Below are 17186 nucleotides of genomic sequence, written 5' to 3' on the forward strand. Positions count from 1 at the left end.
CCCCCGGCCGGCGGTGCCGGCCGGGGGCGCCGGCCGGGGGCGCCGTCATGCGGACCGGGGGGCCGCGGATCCGCCCCAGGAGAACCCCGCGAACGCCGGGCGCCCGGCCGGGGCCTGTGATGCCGGGGCCTGGGAGGCGAGCGCGCGGACGCGGCCCAGCGGGCCGGCCGAGGCGAGCCGGCGGGCGGCGTGGGCGGCCTTCTCGGCCAGGTCCCGCGCCGTGTCCGGCTCGTAGCGCGCGGAGTCGTACTGGAGCAGCAGGGTCAGGCCCGTCGCGTCGCGCCCGAACTGGAACGACAGCTCGAACATGCCCTCGTCCAGCGGGATGGGACCACCCGTCAGCCGCAGCGCGCCCGGCCCGGTGTCGATCTCGTCCCAGAGGGTCACCCACACGTCGAAGAGCGGGTTGCGCCCGGGCGGGCGCGGCGGGTCCAGGGCCCGCACCAGGTCGCTGAAGGGCAGCCCGCCGTGGTCCAGCGCGCCGACCGTCTGGCCGGCGAGGTCCGCGATCAGCTCCGCGCAGGGAAGTTCCCCGTGGACGGCGGTCCGCAGGACCACGGTGTTGACCAGGCAGCCCACCGCGTCGGCGGGCCCGAGGGCCGGGCGGCGGCTGACAGCGGTGCCCAGGCTGATGTCGCCGGCGCCGGTCGCCTCGTGCAGGGCGGCGGCCACGGCGGCGGCCAGCACCCCGAACAGGCCGGTGCGGTGGCCGCGCGCGAGCCGCTCCAGCGCGCCGAGCTCCCCGGCGTCGAGGCGGACGGTGGTGACGGCCGTGCTCCGGCCCGCCGGACCGGTGCGCGGACGGTCCACGGGCAGCGGGAGCGGCGCGGGAGGCGGGGTCAGCCGGTCCTGCCAGTAGGCGAGCTGGGTGTCGTACGAAGGCTCGTGCGGGGCGGGTCCGGACAGCTCGGGGGCGGACTGCCCGACCGGGCCGCCCGCCAGCGCGCGGGCGACGACCTCCAGCGAGGTCTGGTCGGCGACGACGTGGTGCAGCACGACCAGCAGCCGGTCCCGGCCGCCGGGGCGGCGCAGCAGGGCCGCGCGCACCAGCGGCCCGGCCGCCAGGTCGAAGGGCCGGTGTGCCCATTCCCGTACGAGGGCCTCGCGCGCGGCCTCGTCGGGCAGGTCGAGGACCTCCAGGCGGGCGCGTGTGGGCGCGGGGACGGGCACCGGCTCGCCGCGCTCCTCGCGGAACACGGTGCGCAGCTGCGGCTGGAGTTCCTGGAGCCGGGCGAACGCGGCGCGCAGGGCGGCGGGGTCGGCGGTGCCGTGGCAGTCCAGGAGCATCGGCACGTGGTAGGCGGCGGTACCGGCCGTCCCCGCGCTCCGCGTCCGGTCCTCCAGCCAGAGCCAGCGCTGGCCGGCGGAGGCCCGCGACGGCCCCTGGGCACCCCCGGCAGCCGGACCCGGACCTCCGGCCAAGCCCGGGCCTCCGGTCGGGCCGCCTCCGGCCGGGGTCGGGCCTTCGGCCGGGGCTGAGTCACCGGCCCGGGTGGGGGGGGGGGGCCCGCTCGGGGCCTCGGCCGGCGCGGAGGCGGCGCGCGGCGCCAGCCGCAGGGCCAGGGCGGCGACGCTCGGGCAGTCGAACACGTCGCGCAGCCGCACCGGCGCGGACAGCCGCCGGGCGGCGGCCGCGGCCAGGGATGCGGCCTTCAGGCTGGTTCCGCCGAGGAGGAAGAAGTCCCCGTCGTCCGCGACGGGCCCGCCGAGCGCCTCGGCGAACAGGGCGCGCAGCACGGTCCGTACGGCGTCGGCCGCTTCACCGCGCGCGGCCTCGCCGCCGCCCCCGGCTCCACCGCCCCCGGCCTCGCCGGCCGGCCCGGCCGGGGTGTCCGGCAGCGGCCGGGCGGCCAGCTCGCGGCGGTCGATCTTCCCGTTGGGAGTGCTGGGCATCCGCTCCACGGGGATCACCGCGGCGGGGACCATGTAGTAGGGCAGCCGCTCGGCCAGCCGGGCCCGCCAGTCGGCGGGCAGCGGCCCGTCGGTGACGACGTATCCGGCGAGCAGCGGCTGCGCCGTCCCCTCGGGCACGACCACCGCGGCGGCCGCGATGCCCGGCAGCGCGGCGAGCGCCGCCTCCACCTCGCCGGGCTCGATGCGGAAGCCGCGGATCTTCACCTGCCGGTCGGCGCGCCCCCGGAAGTCGAGGGTGCCGTCGGGGCGGTGGCGGGCCAGGTCCCCGGTCCGGTAGAGCCGGGCGCCCGGGCGGGGGTCGTCGGGGTCGGGTACGAAGCGTGCCGCGGCCGCGTCGTCGGGCCGGCCCAGGTAGCCCCGGCCCACGCCGATGCCGCCGATCCACAGTTCGCCCTCCACCCCGGGGCCGACCTGCGCCCCGGAGGCGTCGCGCACGCAGTAGCGCAGGTTGGCCATGGGACGGCCGATGGTGGGCGGCTCGTCCGGGAGGCCGGGCGGGCACCGGTGCCAGGACTGGAACACGGTGGCCTCGGTGGGCCCGTAGACGTAGATCAGGTCACGGCCCGGGGCCCAGCGGTCCACCAGTGCCCGGCTGAAGGACTCCCCGCCGGTCACCACGGTCGTCACGGCCGGGAAGGCGGCCGGGTCCAGCTGGGCCAGCAGCGCGGCGAGCAGGAAGACGGTGTCGGCGCGGCGTTCGCGCACGAGCGCGGCCAGGGCCTCGGCGGAGGCGACGGGCTCGTCGAAGACGACGACGGCCGCGCCCGCCCACAGCGGGGCGAGGATCTCCCACACCGAGACGTCGAAGGCGGGGCTCGCGAACTGCAGCACGCGCCGGTCCGGGCCGAGGCCGAAGGGGACGGCGGTGGCCTCCAGCAGGTTGGCCAGGGAGCGCTGTTCGATGGCCACGCCCTTGGGGCGGCCGGTGGAGCCGGAGGTGTGGATGACGTACGCGAGGTCGGCCGGGCCCGGCAGCGGGCCGCCGACCGGCGGCACGGACACCCCGGCGGCGGGCTCGGCCGGGGCGTCGAGGGCGACGGTGAGCACGCCGGGGCCGGGGAACAGCCCGGCCAGCGCGATGGTGGTCAGGGTGAGCGGGGCGGGGGCGCTGTCGACCAGCTGGGCGAGCCGCTCGGCCGGGTGGTCCGGGTCCAGCGGCACGTAGGCGGCGCCGGCCCGCAGGACCGCCAGCACGGCCACGACCAGTTCGGCGGAGCGCGGCAGGCAGACCCGGACCAGTACGCCGGGCCCGGCGCCCCGGGCGCGCAGCCGGACCGCCAGCTCCTCGGCGCGGGTGTGCAGTTCGCCGTGGCTGAGGACGCGGCCTCGGGCCACGACGGCGGGCCGGGCGGCGACCGGGCGGGCCCGCTCGGCGAGCAGCGCGGCCACCGGCCCGTCCGGGACGGGCGCGGCCGTGTCGTTGAGCGCGGCCAGGGTCCGCTGCCAGGCCGCCGGAGTCCCGGCGGGGGCGGCGGTCGCGGCGGGCGGTCCGGCGGTCGCGGCTGCGGGTTCGGGGGTCACGGCTGCTCCCTCCAGGGCGCGTCGGGGCGGGCGACCAGGGCGGCCAGTGCCTGCCGGGTGCGTTCGACCAGGCCCCCGGCGGTCGTGTCGTCGAAGAGCTCGCCCTTGTACGTAAGGACGCCGTCGGCTTCGTCCTCGCCGGTGCGCAGCGACCACACGAGGTCGAAGGCGGTGGCGGTGGGCCGGGCCGCGGCGATGGCGCCGTCCGGGCTGAACAGGGCGCCGGGGACCGGGGCCGTGTCCTCCTGCGCGACCACGAGGACCTGGCTCAGGAGGGCCCGGTCCACGCCGAACTCGTCCTCCGCGAGGGCGGATACGGCGTCCAGGCCCGCCCCCGGCCGGTCATGGGCGGCGAGCAGCGCGTCCGCGACGGCGCGGGCCAGTTCGCGGTAGGTGCCGGCGGCGCCCGTCGGCACGCGCAGCAGGGCGGTGCCGGTGAGCGGGCCGACCACGTCCGCGAGGCCGGGCCGGGAGCGGGTGCTGAGGACGGTGGCCAGCCACACCTCGTCCGGGGTCCGCGCGCCCTCGCCGCCCCGGGCCAAGGCCGCGACCAGCGCGGTCAGGCCGAGCGCGAAGGGGCTCAGGCCGTCGGCGCGGCCGAAGGCCCCGGCGCCCGGGGCGGGGAACGCGAAGGGCAGTTCCGTCGGCATCAGCGCGCCGCGCACCAGCCGGGGCCGGTCGTAGGGCAGCGGCAGCCGCGGCGGCTCGCCGGCGGCCAGCGCCCGGCGCCAGTGCTCGTCGGCGCCGGCGGGGGTGCGCTCCTGCTGCCAGCGGGCCACGTCCGCCAGCCGCAGCGGCGGCTCGCCGGCGGGGTCCGCGGGCCAGCGTCCGGCGGCGAACTCCTCGTAGGCGTCGGCCGTCTGGCGCACCAGCAGCTCCATGGAGCGGCCGTCGACGGCGATGTGGTGCACGGCGAGCAGCAGGACGTGCTCCTCGTCGGCCAGGCGTACCAGGCGGGCCCGCAGCAGCAGTCCGGCCGCGAGGTCGAAGGGCTCCTCCAGGTGGCGCTGGGCCAGCGCGTCGAGCGCGGCGGCCCGGTCGGCCTCGGGGAGCGCGGAGAGGTCGTCCTCGGCCCAGCCGGTGCGCGGCACGGTCAGCGGCTGCCACCGGGGCCCGTCCTCGGTGAGGACGAGCCGGGAGGAGAGGGCGTCGTGGCGGGCGGCGGTGTGCTCGACGGCCTGGCGCAGGGCGTGCGGGTCGACGGTCCGGCCGGTGGCGCGCAGCGCCTCGAACACGACGAACGCGGCCGGGGCGGCGCCGCCCCGCAGGGCCTGCCAGATCCCGGTCTGCTCGGTGCTGAGCGGTGCGGGGCCGCCCGCCGGTCCGCGCACCGGCCCGTCCTCGGCCGGCGGGGCGGTGGCGCCGGCGGGAGCGGCGCCGGCGAGGGCTCCGGCGATGGCCGCCGGGGTGCGGGAGTCGAAGACGAGCCGGGGCGAGACGTCCCGGCCGAGCGCGATCCGCAGCCGGGCGGCCACGGCGACGGCGTCCAGGGAACCGCCGCCGAGGTCGAAGAAGTCCTCGTCCGGCCCGACCCGTTCGTGCCCGAGCGCCTCGGCGACGGCCTGCGCGACGAGCTCGACGGGCCCCGCGGCGGCGTCCGCCGCCGGCGCGGTCGCCACGGGCGCGGTTCCCGCCGCCCGCGCCGGCCGTGGCGCGGGCTCCCCCGCGTCCGCCGTGACGTGGACGGTCGCCGGGACCAGCCGCAGCGGCAGCGCCCGGCGCAGCAGGGTGCGCAGCGCGCCGGGGCTCACGGTGTGCCCGGGTTGCGGGGTGACGTGGGCGGTCAGCGGCCCGGGCTCGCCCGGGGCCGCGGCGCGGACCTCGGCGGCGCGCACCGACGGGTGGGCCAGCAGCAGCAGTTCGGCCTCGGCCGGGTCGAGGTGGGTGCCGGGGCGGTCCGAGTCGGGCACGAGCCGCCCGGCGCGGCCGCGCGGCACCAGCTCGCGCCGCTCCGACCAGTGGGCCCGCAGCCCGGTCGCGCCGGCGCCGGTGCTCAGGTCGCCGGGGACGCCGACCGGGACGGGCCGCCCGGCGGCGTCGCTGATCCGGGCGCCGGGGTAGGCCGCACAGGTGTCGGCGAGCGCGGCCAGTTCCGCGCGCTCGGCGTCGGGCAGCGGCGTACCGGCCGGGGTGCGGCCGGGGTCGGCGGCGGCGCGCAGCAGCAGGTCGGCCCAGTGCCGCAGCAGCCGGGTGGCGCGGGCGGCGCTGAAGAGCGTGCCGTCGTACTCGGCGGTGAGCTCGAGCAGTTCGCCGGAGTTGTCGAGGTGGAAGCTGAGTTCGAACTCGGCGGCGTGGTCGGCGTAGGGCTCGCGCCGGACGGCGAGTCCGGGGCCGGCGTCCAGTTCGCTGCCGTCGCCGGTGCCGGCGGCGCCGCGCTCGTCCGCGGTGAACATGACCGTGAACAGCGGTGTGCGGCCGCCGTCGCGGGCCCCCGGCAGTTCGTCCACGAGCCGCTCGAAGGGGTGGGCGCGGTGGGTCATGGCCGAGGCCACGGCGGAGCGGGTGGCGGCGGCGCGCTCGGCGAAGCCGAGGTCCGGTGCCACCTCGCAGGTCAGCACCACCGTGTTGAGGAACGGGCCGATGACCCCCGCGTACGACGGGTCGTCGCGGCGGGTGACGGGCGTGCCGACGAGGATCCGCCGCTCGCCCGTGAACCGCCCGAGCAGTTCGGCCAGGGCGGTCAGCCCGGTCCCGTACATGCTGGTGCCGCAGGTGCGCGCCAGCGCCCGCACGGCCCGGGTGTCCTGCCCGGAGAGCCGCAAGCGGCTGGAGCCGCCGGGGCCGGGCGCGGCGCCGCGCTCCCCGTCGGCGGGCAGCAGCGGGAAGGGCAGCGGGGCGGCGAGCCGTGTGTGCCAGTGGGCGCGGTCCCGCTCCGCCTCGGGGCCGCCGAGGGCGGCGGCCTCGCGGGCGATGTGCGTGAGGTAGCTGCCTTCGGCGGGCCGGGGGGCGGCCGTGCCGGTGCGCAGGGCGCGCAGCCGGGCGAAGACCCGCTCGGCCAGCAGCACGGCGGATTCGCCGTCGCAAGCGATGTGGTGGACCGTCAGCGCGAGGAGCGCGCTGGTCGGGGAGAGCCGCAGCAGGACGGCGCGCAGCGGCGGCTGCCGTTCCAGGTCGAAGGGGCGTCGGGCTTCGGCGCGCAGGGTCGCGCCGGTGTCGGTGCCGGGTGCGGGCCACAGGACGGTGAGCGGCGGCCGGTCCCCGTAGACGAAGCGCTGGCGGGGTTCGCCGTCGCGGACGAAGAAGCGGGCGCGCAGGAGCGGCGCGCAGGCGGCCTCGTCGGCGAGGGCCTGGGCGACCTGGCGCTCGTCCAGCGGTCCGTCGATCCGGAAGACGTCGGTGAGGTGGTGGATGCTGTCCGCGCCGTCGTCGAGCCGGGCGAGGGTCCACAGCTGCCGCTGGGCGGCGGACAGCGGGTGGTCCCCGCCCTCCGGGTCCTTCTCGGCGGCGGACGCCGCCTGCGCGTCGCCCTCGTCCGCGCCGCGGCCGCGCAGGGCGGCGCAGGCCTCGCGGACCGAGGGGCCGTCGAGGAGTTCGTCGATGCCGAGGACCAGGCCGTGGCGCTGTTCGAGGGCGGCGATGACGTCGACGGCGAGCAGGCTGTGGCCGCCGCAGGCGAAGAAGTTGTCGTCGGGGCCGATCCGATCGACGCCGAGGACCTCCCGGAAGACGGCGCCGACGCGGTCCTCCAGGCTCTGCGGGGCCTCGGGCGCCGCGGCCGGCGCGGGCTCGGCGGCGGGGGCGCAGGCCTGGGCCCGCTCGGCCAGTTCGCGCCGGTCGATCTTCCCGCTGGTGCTGAGCGGCACCCGGTCCAGCGGCAGGACGCGGTCCGGGACCAGGGGCGCGGGCAGCACGGTGCCCGCGTACGCGTGGACGGCGGCGGGGGTCTCGGCGGCGGGGCCGGTGACGAAGGCGACGAGCGAGGGTTGGCCGCCGGCGCCCCGGCAGACCACGGCGACGGCCGTCTCCACGGCGGGCAGCGCGGCCAGGGCCGCCTCCACGTCGCCGAGTTCGACGCGGTTGCCGCGGATCTTGACCTGGTCGTCGGCGCGGCCGAGGAACTGCAGGGTGCCGCCGGGCTGCCACCAGCCGCGGTCGCCGGAGCGGTAGCGCCGGCCGCCGGGCTGCTCGGGCGCGGCGGGGAAGGCCGCCTCGTCCAGCTCGGGCCGGTGCAGATAGCCGTCGGCGAGGCCGGGGCCGGAGAAGTGCAGCTGGCCGGGGAAGCCGGGGGGCACGGGCCGGTCCGCGCCGTCGAGCACCTCGACGACGGTGTGGGCCAGCGGCCAGCCGATCGGGGTGCCGGGCAGCGGGTGCGCGGGGTAGTCGAAGGCCGTGGCGCCGACGGAGTTCTCGGTGGGCCCGTACTCGTTGACCAGCCGGGTGCGCGGCAGCTGGAGCTGGTGGCGGGCGACGAGTTCGCCGGGCATCGCCTCGCCCGCGACGGTGACCACGCGCAGGGTGCCCGCGGCGGCCAGCTCGTCGAGGACGGCGGTGTAGAGGCTGGGGACGAGGGTGACGTGGGTGGCCGTGTACCGCTCGGCGAGCCCGCGCAGGTGGGCCCCGTCGAGCCGGCGCACCGCGTCGACCAGGACCAGGGCGCCGCCCGCGCCGAGCACGGAGAACACGTCCGAGACGGAGCTGTCGAAGGACAGCGCGGGCACCTGGAGCAGGCAGGTGTCGGGAGACAGCCGGTGGTAGTCGTGCTTCCAGGCGAGGTAGCTGTCGATCGCCGAGTGGCGGATGACGACGCCCTTGGGCCGGCCGGTGGAGCCGGAGGTGTAGATCACGTACGCCGTGTCCTCGGGGCGCGGCGGCTCGGGCTCCTCCTCGGGCAGGGCGGCCAGGTCGGCGGTGTCCGCGGCCAGGTCGGCGGCGGACAGCAGGCGCAGGCCCGTGCGGGCGGCCAGCGCCCCGGCCAGTGCGAGGTGTTCGGGCTCGGCCACCAGCGCGGCGGCGCCGACGTCGTCGAGCACGGCGGCGAGCCGCTCCTCGGGCTGCGCCGGGTCCAGCGGTACGTAGGCGGCCCCGGCCCGGACCGTGCCGAGCAGCGCGGTGAGCGCGTGGCGGCCCTTGCCGACGAGCAGGGCGACGCGGTCGCCGCGTCCCACCCCGTACGCGTGGTGCAGGCGGCGGGCGGCGCGCACGGACTCGGCGCGCAGCTGGGCGTGGCCCAGTTCGGCGGCCCCGTCGGCCGCTCCCCCGCCGGTGACGACGGCCAGCCCTGCGCCGCCCGCGAGGTGGCCGCGGTCCAGGCGCTCCAGCAGGGTGGCCGGTGTGGCGGGCGGCCAGAACCCGGCCCGGCCCCACTCCTTGACGGTCTCCCGGTCGGCGGCGTCGGCCAGGGTGAGGGCGGCGAGTTCGCGGCCGGGATCGCCGAGCTGGGCCAGCAGGTGGGCGACGACGCGGAGCACGGCGTCCGCGAACCAGGCCTCGCAGCGCCCGGTGTCCGCGTCGGCGTGCAGGACGCGGTCCTCGCCGGAGCCCTCCAGGGTGAGCAGCAGCGCCTCGCCGGCCGGGGCGGCCGGCGCCATGCCCTCCGCGGCGACGGTGAGGGTCCCGGCGCGGGCTCCGGCGGGGCGGGCGGCGAGCAGCTCGTCACGGACGCGCCGCAGCAGCGCGCCGGCCGTGCCCTGGTCCTGGCCGCCGGCCGGGGCGGTGGCGACGGAGACGGCGACGGGCCCGGCGGGGCCGGTGACCGTCAGGGCCGGGGTGTCGGTGTCCTCGGCGGCGGCCAGGGCGAGGGCGGCCGCCGCGCACAGCAGCACCAGTTCGTCCACCGGGTGTCCGCCGGCCCCGCGCAGGGCGGTGCGGGAGGCGGCGGGCAGGGGCAGGCTGCGCCTGGTGTGCCCGGGGACGCCTTCGCGGGTCAGCCGGGGCCGCAACGCCGTGGCCGCGGTGGCCGGGTCCCGGGTCACCGGAATGCTGAGGGGTGCTGCGGTCATGGCCGGACGCTCCCTGCGGGTTGCAGTCTGTCGGATTCGTCGGTGCGGGAGGTTGCGCGGTGCGGCGCCGCGGGCCCGTCGGCGGGCCGGCCGTCGGCGGCGAGGTACCAGTTCGGGTGGCAGCGCAGCACGCCGACCACCTCGTCGAGCAGCTCCAGTGCGGTGCTCTCGGTGAACAGGGCCCGGTCGTAAGCGAGTTCGAGCAGGACCCGGCCGTCGCGCTCGCCGGCGTAGATCCGCAGGTCGTCGCTGAGCGGGGCCTGGGCGGGGTCGGCGGGGAGGAACGCGGGCCCGCCGTCGGAGCGTTCGGACGTCTCCCAGCTCAGGCCTGCGTCGTAGACGGGGCGGCGGCCGGGGGCCGGGCGCTCCGCGATCTCCACGACCGTGGTGTCGAAGGGGAAGCGGGCGTGGTCGTAGGCCTCGGCGAGCCGGTCGCGGACCTGGGCGAGGAATTCGGCGGTGCTGTGGACCTCGCCGGGTGCGAGCCGTACCGGCAGGGCGTTGACGAAGCAGCCGACGACCTCGGCCATGTCCGCGCGGTCGCGGTTGCCGGCGGGGCAGCCGATGACCACCTCGGCGCTGCCGGAGCGGCGGTGCAGCACCAGCGCCCAGGCGGTGAGCAGGGCGGTGAACGGGGTGGCGGAGCCGCCCTCGGCCGCGGCGTGCAGCACGGCGGCGGGCAGCGCGCGCCGGACCACACCCGCGCCCTGGCGGCCGGCGCCGGTGCGCGACCCGCTGTCCGGCAGGTCGAGGCGGGGCAGCGGCCCGGAGAGGGTACGGGTCCAGTACGCGCGCTGGCGTGCGGCCTCGGGGCCCTCCAGCCAGGCGGCCTCCTCGGCCACCCAGTCCCGGTACGGGCGGGCGGGGCGGCCGTCCCAGGGGCGCGCCCCCGCTTCGAGGGCGGCGTAGGCGGCCAGGAGGTCGCGGGCGACCAGGGCGGCGCTGTCGCCGTCGTAGACGAGGTGGTGGGCGGTGATCACCAGGATGTCGCCGTCCGGGTGGCCGGTCAGCTGCCGGACGGCGAACAGCGGTCCGGTGGCGAGGGTGAAGGGCGTGGAGTGGGCGGCGGTGACCGCCTCGGCGACCGCCTCGTCCGCGGGGCCGACGCGGACGACGGACAGCGGCGGCCCGTCGGGCAGCCGGTCCATGACGACCTGCCGGGCGGTGCCGCCGATGACGGCCACCCGGGTGCGCAGCACCTCGTGCCGCTCCGCGAGGGCGGCGACGGCCGCCCGCAGCAGGCCGGTGTCCAGCGGCCGGCCTGCCCGTACGGCGTCGGTGATGTTGAGGGCGACGGGGCTGGGGCTGGTCCGGGCGGCCATCCAGATCCGGCGCTGGGCCCGGGAGAGCGGCAGGACCTCACCGTCCGGCGCGGTCGCGGGCTCCGCGGCCGGGCCGCCTGCGGCGGGCACGGCGGTCCCTGTCGTTACACCTGCGGCGGGCACGGCCGCCCGGGCGGCGGCGCCGGCCGGGCCGTTGGCGACCGGGCCGGTGCCCGCGGGCAGGCCGGGCGCGACTACCGCGGCGGCGGTCGGGGCGGCGGTCGCGGCGCTGGCGGCCGGACCGGTGGCGGCCGGACCGGTGGCGGCCGGGCCGGACGCAACTGCTGCCCGGCCGGGGGCCGTCGGGTCGGCAGCCGGGGGCGGGGGCGGTGGGTCGAGCACCGCGGCAAGGGCTCGTACCGTCTGCTGCTGGAAGACCGTGACCAGCGGGACCCGTACGCCGAACTCCTCCTGGAGCGCGGCGGCGAGCCGGGCCGCGGTCAGGCTGTGGCCGCCGACGGAGAACAGGTCCGCGTCGGGGTCGGTCACCGGCACGCCGAGCACGGCCGCCCAGACCTTGGCCACCCGCTCCTCGGTGGGGCTCAGCTCCAGCCGCGGCGCGGTCTCCCCGCGGGGCGGAGCCGGCAGCGCGCGGCGGTCGAGCTTGCCGTTCGGGTTCAGCGGCAGCTCCGCGATCTCCACGTACGTCCCGGGCACCATGGCGGCGGGCAGCCGCGCGCCGAGGTAGGCCCGCAGGGCGCTCGGGTCCGCCGCGCCCACCACGTAGGCGACCAGGCCCGGTTCGCCCCGCTCGTCGGGCACCGCCAGGACCGCGCAGCGCCGTACGTCCGGGTGCCCGGCCAGGGCGGCGGCCACCTCGCCCGGCTCGACCCGCTGGCCGCGGATCTTGACCTGGTCGTCGATGCGGCCGAGGAAGAGCAGGTTGCCGTCGGGCCGGCGGGCCGCGCGGTCGCCGGTGCGGTACATGAGCCGTCCCGGGCGCAGCGGGTGCGGCGTGAACCGGTCGGCGGTCAGCTCCGGGTTGCCGAGGTAGCCGCGGGCCAGGCCGGCGCCGGAGATGCACAGCTCGCCGGGCACGCCGATCGGGGCCAGGTCTCCGTGGGCGTCGATGACGTCGACCGTCTTGTTGGCGATGGGGTGGCCGATCAGGATGTCCGCACCCGGGTCGGTGATCTGGTGGACGGTGGTCCACACGCTGTCCTCGGTGGGCCCGTACTCGTTGTAGAGGACGGTGTCCGGGAGCAGTTCGGCGTGGCGGGCGGCGAGGGCCTCGGGGAGCCGTTCGCCGACCAGGACGATCTGGCGGACCGAGGCCAGCCGGGGGGCGCAGCGCTCCAGCATCAGCTGGTAGAGGCTGGGGACCAGCATGATGTGGGTGACCTGGTTGCGCCCGATCTCCTCGGCCACGTGCTCGACGTCGAGGAGCCGGTCCTTGCCGAGGACCACGACCCGGGTGCCCGCGACCAGCGCGGAGAAGATGTCGTTGACCCCGCTGTCGAAGTGCAGCGGCGGTACCTGGAGTACCGCGGCGTCCGGCCCGAACCCGTAGTAGCCGGCCCGGTAGTGGACGGTGTTGACGATCCCGCGGTGCTCGATCATGACGCCCTTGGGGCGGCCGGTGGAGCCCGAGGTGTAGATGACGTACGCGAGGTCGCGCGGGGTGGCCCGGGGCGCCGGGGGCAGGCCGGCGGGGGCGCCGCCCGCCGCGGCGGTGCGCGGGTCGAGGACCGGCAGGGCGGTGAGGGCGGCGGTCTTGGCGTGGTAGCCGCCGTCGGCGAGCACCGCGAGGGCCCCGCTGTCGGCGAGGGCGAACGCGAGCCGGTCGGCGGGCTGTTCCGGGTCGAGGGGGACGAACGCGGCGCCGGTCTTCAGGACGGCCAGCGCGCTCACCACCATCCACTCGGTGCGCTCGGTGACCACGGCCACCAGCGCGCCGGGGCCCGCCGCGCAGGCCTCCCGCAGGCGCGCGGCGACGGCTTCGGCGCGGGCGTCGAGCTCGGCGAAGGCGAGGACGGTGGAGCCGTGCACGACGGCGGGCCGGTCCGGGTGCGCGGCGGCCTGCTCCTCGACCAGGTCGAGCAGGGTGCGGTCCTCGGGGAACGGGGCGGCGGTCTCGTTGACCTCGTCGAGCAGGAACCGCCGCTCGGCGGCGGGCAGCAGGGGGATCTCGGCGAGCGGGGCGTCCGGGCGGGCCAGCAGGCCGGTGAGGAGCCGGACCAGCCGCTCCCCCATGCGGCGGGCGCTGTCCCGGTCGAAGAGGTCGTCGGTATAGCCGACCCACAGCTCGCCCTCACCGCCGGACCGGCCGTCCAGGAAGCTGAAGGCCAGGTCGAAGTCGCTGACGGGCTGCTCGAAGGGCAGGTGGCGGACGGCCAGGCCGTCCGCGCCCACGACGGAGTCGTCCAGGGCCGTCTCGACGAGCACGTCGAAGACCGGGTTGCGGCTGGGGTCGCGGGGCAGCGCCAGGTCCTCGACGAGCTGCTCGAAGGGGTACTCCTGGTGCGTCATGGCCTCCTGCGCGGTGGTGCGTACGGCGGCCAGCAGCTCGCGGAAGGAGCCGGCGGTGTCCACCGGGGTGCGCAGGACCACGGTGTTGGCGAACAGTCCGACCGTCTCGGCGGAGCGCCGGTCGGGCCGGCCGGCGACGACCGTGCCCAGCAGGACGTCCGGCTCGCCGCACAGCCGCCACAGCAGCACGCGCAGCGCCGCAGTGAAGCCCATGAAGGAGGTGGCCGCGCTCTCCCGGCACAGTTCGCCCAGCGCGTGGACCAGTTCGGGGCCGAGGGCGAGGCGTACGGTGCCGCCGGCGGCGCTGCGCGCGGCCGGGCGGCGGCGGTCGGCGGGCAGCTCCAGCGGCTCGGGCAGGCGGGCGAGCCGCTCGCGCCAGTACGCGCGGTGCGCCTCGCCCGCCGGGCCCGCCAGGCGGGCGGCGAGCCGTTCGGTGTGCTCGGTGTACGCGGGGGCGGGCTCGCGGTCCCCGGCGCGGCCGGTCAGCGAGGCCAGCAGGTCGCGCATCAGCAGGCCGAAGGACCAGCCGTCGCACACGGCGTGGTGCACGGTGAAGAGCAGCACGCCGCCGGCTTCGGCGCCGGGCAGCCAGGCGACCTCGGCCGGCGGGCCCTCGGCGAGGTCGAAGCGGCGGCGGCAGGCCCGTGCGAAGGCCTCCTCGGGCGTGGTGCCGCGCTCGGTGCGCAGGACGCCGGTGGGCGGGTCGAGGACGACCTGGGTCAGGCCCTCGGGGGTCTGGCGCAGGACGGTGCGCAGGGAGGCGTGCCGGGCCACCAGCTCGTCGACGGCGGCCGCGAGGCGGGGCTCGTCCACGAAGCCGTCGAGCCGGTAGGCCTCGACCATCGTGTACGGGGGGACGGGCGACTGGTCCATCCGGTCCAGCAGCCACATCCGGCGCTGGGCGTTGGAGGCGGGGAAGGTGTTGCCGGAGCGGGGGGCGGGCGCGGCTTCGTCGGCCGCGGCCGGGGCGGACGCGGCACGGCCGCGGGGCAGCGCCCCGCGTTCGCGCAGTACGCCGGCCAGTGCGGCCGGGGTGCGCAGGTCGAACACCTCGTGGACCCGGGCCGCGTCGGGGCGGCCGGTGCCCTCGCAGAGCGTGGCGACCAGCTGGACGGCGGACAGGCTGTGTCCCTCGGCCCGGAAGAAGTCCTCGTGGGCGGAGAGCGGCGGGCGGCCCAGCACCTCGGTCCAGGCGTCGTGGACCAGCCGTTCCACGGGGTCGACGGGCTGCCACACGGCGCCCCTCGGCGAGGTGGGCAGCGCGAGCAGCGCGGCCCGGTCCACCTTGCCGTGGACGGTGAGCGGCAGGGTGGCGAGCCGGTGCAGGCCGGCCGGGAGCATCGGCGCGGGCAGCCGTTCGCGCAGCCAGTCGGCGAGCGCGGCGGCCTCGACGGGGGCGTGCTCCGGCGAGCCGGCGGGGCCGCGCCGGGCCACGTACCAGGCGTGCAGGGTCACGGTGCCGTCGCCGGCGGTACGGGGCACGACCACGGCCTCGACCACGCCGGGGTGCCCGATCAGGGTCTGCTCGACCTCGCCGGTCTCGACGCGGGTGCCGAAGATCTGGACCTGGCCGTCGGCGCGGCCCAGGAACTCCAGTTCGCCCTCGGCGTTCCAGCGGCCCTGGTCGCCCGTGCGGAAGACGGGCGCGTCCCCGGCGTGCGGGGAGCGGCCGAAGCGGAGGGCGGTGGCCTCGGCGTCACCCCGGTAGCCGGGGGCGACGGCGGGTCCGGCGATCTGGATCTCGCCCGTCACTCCGGGCGGGGCGAGCTCCCCGGAGGGGGTGACCACGAAGACGCCGTAGCCGGGCGAGGGCCGGCCGACGGGCACCCGGTCGAGCCGCTGGGCGAGTGCGCCGTCGCGGATGAACATGGTGGCTTCGACGGTGGCCTCGCTGGGCCCGTACAGGTTGGCGAAGGTGCCGATGCGCAGCCGTCCCACGGTGCGCGGGAGCAGGCCGCGCGGGATGGTGTCCCCGCCCAGGAGCAGGTGGCGCAGCGGGAGTTCGGCGTCCTCGGGCAGGGCGCGCAGCAGGACGGAGAAGAGGCCGGGCACGCAGTTGACGAGGTTGACCTCGCCGTCGCGCACCCGCTGCCACAGCGCGTCGGGGTCGAGCCGGTCGGGGTCGCCGACGGCGACGAGGGTGCCGCCCGTGGTGAGCGTGGTGAAGACCTGGAAGGCGGTGGCGTCGGAGGTGACCGCGGAGAGCATCGCGGTACGGGTCCGCGCGTCGATGCCGAGCGCGGGGGCCCCGGTGAGCACCTTGTGGCCCAGCTGGTCGTGGTGGACGGCGACGGGCCGGGGGGTGCCGGTGGAGCCCGAGGTGAACAGGATCATCGCGGGGGCGCCGGGCTCGGCGCGGTCCGCGGCCCCGTCCGTGGTCGTGTCCGTCGTGCCGTCCGTGGTCGCGTCCGTCGTGCCGTCCGCGGCCCCGTCCGTGAGCAGGCCCGCGAGGTCCGCCACCGGTACGGGCAGTTCCGCGTCGGCGGGTCCGACGCCCTCGGCGCGCAGTGCGAGAGCGGCGCCGCTGAGGCGGGCCAGCAGGGCGACGCGGGCGGCGGGCTGGCGCGGTTCGAGGGGGACGACGGCCGCGCCGGTGCGCAGTACGGCGAGGAACGCGGTGACGAGGCCGGCGCCGCGCGGGGCCAGTACGCCGACCGCGTCGCCGGGGCCGATCCCGTGGCGTGCGCTGAGCGCGGCGGCGGCCCGCCGGGCCTCGTCGGCGAGCTGCCGGTAGGTCAGGGTGCGGCCCTCGCCGGTGACGGCGACGGCCTCGGGGGTGCGGCGGACGGCCTCGTCGAAGAGCCCCGTGAGGGTGGTCGCCCCGAAGGCGGCGGGGGCGGGCAGCGCGGCGAGGTCCAGGAGTTCGGCGCGCAGCGGGGCGCCGAGCACGTCGATGTCCTCGGGGCTGCGGCGGGGGTCGGCGGCGAGGGCTTCGAGGACGGCGGCCACGCAGCGGGGCAGCGCCCCGGTGAGGGCGGTCGTGCCGTGGGCCCCGACGGACAGGCCGCCGTCCGGGGCGTGTTCGACCCGCAGCACCAGCGCGGCCGACGGCTCGGGCGAGCGGTCCCCGTACAGCGCCGGGCAGACGACGGCGAGCTGGGACAGGCCGGCGCCCGCCCCGGGGGTGACGGCGTCGAGCCGGGCGCTCAGCGCGTCCCGGTCCTGCCAGGGGCGGGCGGCGGCCTGCTCCAGCTCGGCGTGCAGGGCTTCCAGGAAGGAGGTGGCGGGCGCGGCGGGGTCCAGCGGGGCCAGCAGCGCGAACTCGGGCCGCCGGGCGGCGGATCCGGCGGCCGGGCCGAAGGCCGGTACCACCACGGGCACGCGCCCCGGTGCGCCCTGGCCGGCGGGTCCGGTGGGCCCCGCGCGTCCGGTGAGCCCGGCGAGGGCGATCCTGGCGGCGGCGACGGTGAGCAGCAGCAGGCCCTCGGGGGCGCCGCCGGTCATCGCGTGCAGGGCGGCGGCGGCTTCGGGAGCGACCGCGGCGGGCGGGCCCGCGACGGCGGCCGCGGCGGCCTCGGGTTCGAGGAGCGGTTCGAGGCAGGCGCCGGTCAGCCGCGGAAGCCAGTAGCCGGCCTGTTCGGCGCAACGGCCCGCCGTAAGGTCGTCCCCATGGCCGAACTCTCCGTCACCATCGTTCCGCAGCACCTCTACGTCCTCCCTGACCAGTTGTGGGTGCACCGACTGCCCCCGGATGCCGCCGTGCCCCCGCTGCCGGCCGGGCCGTGGTCCTCGGTCACCCGGGCCCGGGACGGGCTCACCGTGGTGTGCGCCGGGCGCCTGCCGGCCGGCGCCGGGTCCGTCAGCGGTCCCTGGCGCGGGCTGTACGGGGCCGACGCCCACAACCTGGACCTGCCCGGCATGCTGGCGGGCCTGCTGGTGCCGCTGGCGGGGGCCGGGATCGGCGTGTTCGCCGCGTCGACGTTCGACGCGGATCTCGTACTCGTACCGGCCGAGAAGTACGAGCGCGCCCGGACCGCGCTGGAAGCGGCCGGGCACACCCTCTCGGCGGATTGACTCCCGG

4 protein-coding genes are annotated in these 17186 nt (G+C 78.4%); 1 reads left to right on the forward strand and 3 read right to left on the reverse strand.

What is annotated here, in order from left to right; genetic code table 11:
- Positions 1-45 precede the first annotated feature (45 nt).
- From BGK67_RS34155 to BGK67_RS34165, 3 genes are read right to left on the reverse strand one after another with little or no spacing between them, the layout of a single operon-like run.
- Entirely contained in the window at positions 46-3435 is a 3390-nt protein-coding gene (locus tag BGK67_RS34155; protein WP_069924435.1) for an amino acid adenylation domain-containing protein, read from the reverse strand.
- Entirely contained in the window at positions 3432-9374 is a 5943-nt protein-coding gene (locus tag BGK67_RS34160; protein WP_069924436.1) for a non-ribosomal peptide synthetase, read from the reverse strand. The genes BGK67_RS34155 and BGK67_RS34160 overlap by 4 nt, the downstream gene beginning before the upstream one ends.
- Positions 9371-16810, reverse strand: coding sequence for a non-ribosomal peptide synthetase (locus tag BGK67_RS34165; RefSeq protein ID WP_141754154.1), 7440 nt, complete (start codon positions 16808-16810; stop codon positions 9371-9373). Before BGK67_RS34165 ends, BGK67_RS34160 begins: the two co-directional genes overlap by 4 nt.
- Between BGK67_RS34165 and BGK67_RS34170 the strand changes: the two genes are divergently transcribed.
- On the forward strand, positions 16775-17179 hold the full coding sequence (locus tag BGK67_RS34170) for an ACT domain-containing protein (RefSeq protein WP_069924673.1): 405 nt from the start codon (positions 16775-16777) through the stop codon (positions 17177-17179). The genes BGK67_RS34165 and BGK67_RS34170 overlap by 36 nt on opposite strands.
- The last annotated feature ends 7 nt before the right edge of the window (positions 17180-17186 follow it).

Origin of the sequence: Streptomyces subrutilus, assembly GCF_001746425.1 — a bacterium.
Classification (GTDB): Bacteria; Actinomycetota; Actinomycetes; order Streptomycetales; family Streptomycetaceae; genus Streptomyces; species Streptomyces subrutilus_A.

What these genes read in the sequence shown, in the direction of transcription:
- BGK67_RS34170 (WP_069924673.1), top strand. Translation starts at nt 16,775, where the DNA reads ATGGCCGAACTCTCCGTCACCATCGTTCCGCAGCACCTCTACGTCCTC.
- BGK67_RS34160 (WP_069924436.1), bottom strand. Translation starts at nt 9,374, where the DNA reads ATGACCGCAGCACCCCTCAGCATTCCGGTGACCCGGGACCCGGCCACC.